The sequence below is a fragment of the Oerskovia sp. NPDC056781 genome (assembly GCF_042789955.1).
GTDB lineage: Bacteria > Actinomycetota > Actinomycetes > Actinomycetales > Cellulomonadaceae > Oerskovia > Oerskovia rustica.
In genome coordinates, this window is record NZ_JBHUAD010000227.1 from 1 (window position 1) to 6,133 (window position 6,133).

At 71.4% G+C, this 6,133-nt stretch carries 6 protein-coding genes; 5 read left to right on the forward strand and 1 reads right to left on the reverse strand.

The window, feature by feature from the left end; translation table 11 throughout:
• The first annotated feature begins 76 nt into the window (after window positions 1–76).
• The 4 genes from ACFRCR_RS15740 to ACFRCR_RS15755 are packed head-to-tail and all read left to right on the forward strand — an operon-like array spanning window position 77 to window position 4,652.
• The gene (locus ACFRCR_RS15740; protein WP_377678816.1) at window positions 77–1,204 is read left to right on the forward strand and encodes a carbohydrate ABC transporter permease; all 1,128 of its coding nucleotides are present in this window, start codon (window positions 77–79) and stop codon (window positions 1,202–1,204) included.
• Window positions 1,201–2,130 (forward strand): carbohydrate ABC transporter permease, encoded by a 930-nt coding sequence (locus ACFRCR_RS15745; RefSeq protein ID WP_377678818.1) that lies wholly within the window; start codon window positions 1,201–1,203, stop codon window positions 2,128–2,130. Before ACFRCR_RS15740 ends, ACFRCR_RS15745 begins: the two co-directional genes overlap by 4 nt.
• Entirely contained in the window at window positions 2,127–3,578 is a 1,452-nt protein-coding gene (locus ACFRCR_RS15750) for a GH1 family beta-glucosidase (RefSeq protein ID WP_377678820.1), read from the forward strand. The genes ACFRCR_RS15745 and ACFRCR_RS15750 overlap by 4 nt, the downstream gene beginning before the upstream one ends.
• 57 nt (window positions 3,579–3,635) lie before the next feature.
• On the forward strand, window positions 3,636–4,652 hold the full coding sequence (locus ACFRCR_RS15755; RefSeq protein WP_377678821.1) for a LacI family DNA-binding transcriptional regulator: 1,017 nt from the start codon (window positions 3,636–3,638) through the stop codon (window positions 4,650–4,652).
• A 10-nt stretch (window positions 4,653–4,662) separates the two neighbouring features.
• On the opposite strand, the gene ACFRCR_RS15760 is transcribed toward ACFRCR_RS15755, so the two are convergent.
• Window positions 4,663–5,037, reverse strand: coding sequence for an SdpI family protein (locus ACFRCR_RS15760; protein WP_377678822.1), 375 nt, complete (start codon window positions 5,035–5,037; stop codon window positions 4,663–4,665).
• Window positions 5,038–5,317: 280 nt separating this feature from the next.
• On the opposite strand from ACFRCR_RS15760, the gene ACFRCR_RS15765 reads away from it, so the two are divergent.
• On the forward strand, window positions 5,318–6,046 hold the full coding sequence (locus ACFRCR_RS15765) for an anaerobic ribonucleoside-triphosphate reductase activating protein (RefSeq protein ID WP_377678824.1): 729 nt from the start codon (window positions 5,318–5,320) through the stop codon (window positions 6,044–6,046).
• Window positions 6,047–6,133: the final 87 nt, after the last annotated feature.

Below are 6,133 nucleotides of genomic sequence, written 5' to 3' on the forward strand. Positions count from 1 at the left end.
AGGTCACCCCGCGCTCCCCCGTCCCAGCCCGCCGTCGGGCATCGCGTCCCCGCTCGACCCAGCACAGGAAAGTCGGATGAGCGTCCTCACTCCCACCCAGCCCAACCAGGGCCTCGACGGACCGGCACCACGCCCCCAGCGGCGCGTCGGCTTCTCCCAGCGCCTCGGCCGCTGGGACGTCAAGCTCTCCCCCTACCTCTACATCTCCCCGTTCTTCATCCTCTTCGCGATCACCGGGCTCTTCCCCCTCGTCTACACGGCCTTCGTGTCGGTCCACGAGTGGAACCTGCTGGGCGGACAGGGGGACTTCGTCGGTCTCCAGAACTTCTCCGACGTGCTCGCGCAGCCCACCTTCTGGAAGTCGCTGCGCAACACCTTCTCGATCTTCCTGCTCTCCTCCGTGCCCCAGGTCATGTGCGCGATCATCATCGCGGCGCTGCTCGACCAGAACCTGCGTGCGGCCACCTTCTGGCGCATGGGCGTCCTGCTCCCCTACGTCGTGGCCCCCGTCGCGGTCGGCCTCATCTTCGGCCGCCTCTTCGCCGACCAGTACGGCCTCATCAACGGGCTCCTCGGCGTGATCGGGATCGAGCCGATCCGCTGGCACGCCGACGCCCTCGCGAGCCACGTCGCGATCGCCTCGATGGTCAACTTCCGCTGGACCGGCTACAACGCGCTGATCTTCCTCGCCGCGATGCAGGCCGTCCCGCGCGAGCTCTACGAGGCCGCGATCATCGACGGCGCGGGCCGCGTGCGGCAGTTCTTCTCCGTGACCGTGCCCCAGATCCGCGCCACGATCATCTTCGTCATCATCACCTCGACGATCGGCGGCCTGCAGATCTTCGACGAGCCGCGCACCTACGACGCGCAGGGCCTCGGTGGCGCCGACCGCCAGTGGATGACGACGGTCCTCTACCTGTACGACGTCGCGTGGGGCAACCAGAAGAACTTCGGGCGTGCCGCCGCGATCGCCTGGATCCTGTTCATCGTCATCCTGCTCATCGGGCTCGTGAACTTCGCGATCACACGCAGCATCTCGACGTCGGGCCCCAGCAAGAAGGCGCCACGAGCCGTCCAGCGCGCACGCCGCAAGGCCGCTGCCGCCGCCCTGCGCGCCCAGAACGCGACCAGCCCGCGCGGAGGCTCCTCCGCCCGCCGACCCAGCGCGCCCACGAGCGCACCCAACGATCGGAAGAAGCGATGAGCTCGATCCCCGTCGTCGCGCAGACCGCCGGAGCGGGTGCCGCCCGCGCCGCCGCCCGACGCCCGAACCGCCGCCCCGTCCGCAAGGGCACGGGCGGTCACACCCGCCGACCGGGCTGGGTCACCTACACGTTCCTCGGCCTCGTGCTGCTGATCTCGATCTTCCCGCTGTACTTCACGCTGATCCTGGGCTCGTCGACCCCGGCCGAGATCTCCAAGGCCGCGCTGCCGCAGCTCCTGCCCGACGCGAGCCTGTTCACGCAGTTCGCCGAGGTCATCGGGTCGAGCGCGATCAACTTCTGGAAGGCGTTCGCGAACTCGGTGATCATCGCGGTCGTCACGTCGCTGTCCGTGGTCCTGTTCTCCACGCTCGCGGGCTACTCGTTCGCCAAGCTCCGGTTCCGTGGCCGTGGCCCTCTCCTTGTCTTCGTCATCGCCACCATGGCCGTGCCGACCCAGCTCGGCGTGATCCCCATGTTCATCCTCATGTCCGACCTCGGGTGGATCGGGAAGCTGCAGGCCGTGATCGTGCCGGCGCTCGTCACCGCGTTCGGCGTGTTCTGGATGACGCAGTACCTGTCGGAGTCGCTGCCGTACGAGCTCATCGAGGCCGCACGCGTCGACGGTGCCTCGATGTTCCGGACCTTCTGGTCGATCGCCCTGCCCGCGGCCCGCCCCGCGGCCGCGATGCTCGGCCTCTTCACGTTCGTCCAGCAGTGGACGAACTTCTTCTGGCCGTCCATCGTGTTGAACCAGGAGAACCCGACGCTGCCGCTCGTGGTGCGGTCGCTGCAGGCGAACTACTTCGTGGACTACTCGCTCGTCATGGCGGGCGTGTTCCTCGTGACGCTGCCGCTGATCGTGCTGTTCATCTTCACCGGTCGCCAGCTGGTCGCCGGCATCATGCAAGGAGCTGTCAAGGGATGACCGAGATCATCACCCCCCGCCACCTGGGCGCCACCGACCGCGTCGAGTTCCCCCAGGGCTTCCTCTGGGGCGCCGCGACCGCCGCGTTCCAGATCGAGGGGGCCGCCCACACCGACGGCCGCGAGGACTCCGTCTGGGACACGTTCTGCCGCGTCCCGGGTGCCGTCCTGGGCGCCGACGACGGCGAGGTCGCGTGCGACCACTACCACCGCTACCGCGAGGACGTCGCGCTCCTGTCCGACCTGAACCTGGGCACCTACCGGTTCTCGTCGTCGTGGGCCCGCGTCCAGCCGGGCGGTGGAGCCGTCAACCAGAAGGGGCTGGACTTCTACTCCCGCCTCGTCGACGAGCTCCTCGCCAAGGACCTGCTGCCCTGGATCACGCTCTACCACTGGGACCTGCCGCAGGCGATCGAGGACCAGGGCGGGTGGACGAACCGTGACACGGCCTACCGCTTCGCGGACTACGCCGTGACGATGCACGAGGCGCTCGGCGACCGTGTCGGGGTCTGGACGACCCTCAACGAGCCGTGGTGCTCGGCGTTCCTCGGGTACACGGGCGGCGTCCACGCCCCCGGTCGTCAGAGCCGTCCCGACGGTCTCGCCGCGGCGCACCACCTCCTGCTCGGCCACGGCCTCGCGGTCCGGGCGCTGCGCGAGCGCGCCCCCGAGGCGAACCTGGGGATCACGCTCAACTTCACGGTCGCGGACCCCCTCGATCCCCACGACGCGGGCGACGTCGACGCGGCCCGTCGCATCGACGGCCAGTTCAACCGGATCTTCCTGGACCCCGTCATCAAGGGCGAGTACCCGGCCGACGTCCTGGCGGACGTCGAGGAGCACGGCTTCGCGCAGCACGTCCAGGAGGGCGACCTCGAGATCATCTCGTCGCCCATCGACGCGCTCGGCGTGAACTACTACCACGGTGAGCTGGTCTCCTCGCGGCCCGCGTCGACCACGCTGGACGGCTCCGCGCCGGTCGAGCGTCCGACGTCGAGCCCGTACCCCGCGGCCGACGGCGTGTTCAACCACCCGCGCGGACTGCCGGTCACGGACCAGAACTGGGAGGTCCAGCCCGAGGGGCTCACGCGCCTGCTCAACCGTCTCCAGGCGGACTACACGGGCCCCGCGGGGGTGCCGCTCTACATCACCGAGAACGGCTGCGCCTACGACGACGTCGTGGAGCCCGACGGGTCGGTCGACGACCAGAACCGCCTCGAGTTCTTCGACGCCCACCTGCGGGCAGTCAAGGACGCGATCGACGACGGCGCCGACGTCCGCGGCTACTTCGCGTGGTCGCTCCTGGACAACTTCGAGTGGTCCTGGGGCTACTCGAAGCGCTTCGGGATCGTCCGGGTCGACTACGAGACCCAGGAGCGCACCGTCAAGGCGAGCGGGCGGTGGTTCGCCCAGGTCGCGTCCCAGAACGCGGTCCCGGCCCGCCCCTGAGGGCGAGCCTGCGAACGTGGCAGTTCTCTCATCCAGGCCTGGCAGGATACTGAGACCATGAGCACCCTGAGTTCCGCGCCGACCCTGGACGAGGTCGCACAGACGGCCGGCGTGTCCCGCTCGACGGCGTCCCGTGCCATCAACGGCGGCCTGCGCGTCTCCCCCGAGGCGCAGGCCGCCGTGGACGCGGCCGTCGCCCAGCTCGGGTACACCCCGAACAGGGCGGCACGGTCACTCGTGACACGACGTACCGACTCGATCGCGCTCGTCGTCCCCGAGCCCGACGAGCGCATCCTCACGGACCCGTTCCTGTCGGGGACGCTACGCGGGGTGAGCGCGGCGCTCGCGCCCACGGACCTGCAGCTCGTGCTGCTCATCGCCCGGCCCGACGAGCACGCGGGCCGCATCGTGCGGTACCTGCGCAGCGGTCACGTGGACGGTGCGATCATCACGTCGCACCACCGCGAGGACGACCTCGAGGGCGCTGTGCTCGCGTCCCCGCTCCCCGCGGTCTTCGTCGGCCGCCCCTTCACCGCCATGGACGACCTGGTCTACGTGGACGTCGACAACGTCGAGGGCGGGCGCATCGCGACCCAGCGCCTGATCGACGGCGGCTACCGACGCATCGCGACGATCACCGGCCCCCAGGACATGACCGCGGGCGTGGACCGCCTCGCGGGGTGGCGCAAGGCGCTGCGCGCGGCGGGCCTGCCCGACGACGCGATCGCCTCGGGGGACTTCGCCGCGGCCGGCGGGGCCGCGGCCATGGAGAACCTCCTGGACCGCCACCCTGACATCGACGCGGTCTTCGCCGCCTCGGACCTCATGGCCGAGGGCGCGCTGCGCGTCCTGCGCGCACGGGGAAAGTCCGTGCCGGGCGACGTGGCCGTCGTCGGTTTCGACAACCTCGGCGTCGCCGGGGCGACCAGCCCGGCGCTGACGACCGTCCAGAACCCCGTCGTGGAGATGGTCAAGGCCGCGACCGGGATGCTGCTCGACCTCATCGCCGGCCACCCCGTCTCGCGATCGCCGCGCGTCTTCTCCCCCGAGCTCATTCGCGGGGCGTCGGACTGACCGTGCGCCGCTAGTCGACGTCCCACTGGCCGGGGGGCTCGTCCCCCTGGACGGCGTCCGCACCCCGCGCCGCGATCTCGGCGACCACCGCCGCCGCGATCCCCTCGGTGAGGAGCACCCCGGCGACGGCGAAGAACACGACGTCCGTGGCGCCGTCGGGACCCATGACGCTGCCGACGACCGCGAGCGCCGCCACGAGCGCCGCCCCCGGCAGCACCACCTTGAGCGCGGCCCGGTGCCCCGCGATCCACGCCGCGTCGCTGGCTTGTGTCGCGGGGGTCCGGATCCCGATCAGGCCGTTGCGGGTCATCCGGTCGGTGGCCCCGAGCCAGGCGAGCCACGCGACGACGAGCGCCACGACGACGATGATCCAGACGGCGAGCACGAGGCCTCCTCGGCGAGGTCGGACGTACACGGCGGTCGGCGGGCGAGGCCGGGCCGCGGGAGCACGGCACGAGCCTAGGCCGCATCGCGCAGGTGGCGGGTGAGGCGGCCCCGGCAGCACTGCCGCATCATGCTGACAACCCCTTGTGAAAGGTCTCACAAGCGCGCTCGGTGAGTCGCGCGTCACATCGCCGTACCGTCGTGCCACGTCGTGTCGAGGCTGACCCGAGCCTGCCCGGTGACGCTCCACGACCCTGACGACCGGCCGGAAGGACACGACATTGACCGCCACCGCAGTCTCGTCCACGGAGCGCGCGCTCCCGCCCCTCGTGGTCGCGGGCCTGACCACGCTCTCGACCGTCGACTGGCCGGGCCGGCTCGTCGCCACGGTCTTCCTCCAGGGATGCCCGTGGCGCTGCACGTACTGCCACAACCCGGATCTCGTCACGGCAGCGCCCCGCAGCGCGCAGCGCGCGATCCCCTGGACCGACGTCCTGGTGTTCCTCGGGGAGCGGAGGGGCCTCCTCGACGGCGTCGTCTTCTCGGGCGGCGAGCCGACCCTCCAGGCCGCGCTCCCGTCGGCGATCGCGGACGTGCGCCACCTGGGCTTCGGGGTCGGGCTGCACACCGGGGGCGCGTGGCCCGCACGCCTCGAGCACGTCCTGCCCCTCGTCGACTGGGTCGGGCTCGACATCAAGGACCTGCCCGACCGGTACGCACGAGTCACCGGGGCCGGACCGTCGGGAGAGGCCGCGTACCGGTCGCTCGCGACCGTGCAGCGCTCAGGCGTCCCGCACGAGGTACGGACCACGGTCGACCCGACCGTGCACTCGCGCGACGACGTCCTCGAGCTCTGCGGGCAGCTCTCCGCCATGGGGGTCCGGGGCCACGTGCTCCAGGAGGCGCACGACGTCGGGGCGGAACCCGGGTACGCGGCCGCGCTCGCCGGTCGACGGCTGTCCGACGTGCTGCACGACGACGACCTGCCCCTGACCCGGCGCCGGACCTGACCGTGCCTCCGGGCACCCTCGTGGGGGGGGGGCGCCGGCCCCGGGGGCCCCCGGGGGGCGCACACGCCAGGGGGGGGGGGGGGCGCG

What these genes read in the sequence shown, in the direction of transcription:
- ACFRCR_RS15740 (WP_377678816.1), top strand. Translation starts at nt 77, where the DNA reads ATGAGCGTCCTCACTCCCACCCAGCCCAACCAGGGCCTCGACGGACCG.
- ACFRCR_RS15745 (WP_377678818.1), top strand. Translation starts at nt 1,201, where the DNA reads ATGAGCTCGATCCCCGTCGTCGCGCAGACCGCCGGAGCGGGTGCCGCC.
- ACFRCR_RS15750 (WP_377678820.1), top strand. Translation starts at nt 2,127, where the DNA reads ATGACCGAGATCATCACCCCCCGCCACCTGGGCGCCACCGACCGCGTC.
- ACFRCR_RS15755 (WP_377678821.1), top strand. Translation starts at nt 3,636, where the DNA reads ATGAGCACCCTGAGTTCCGCGCCGACCCTGGACGAGGTCGCACAGACG.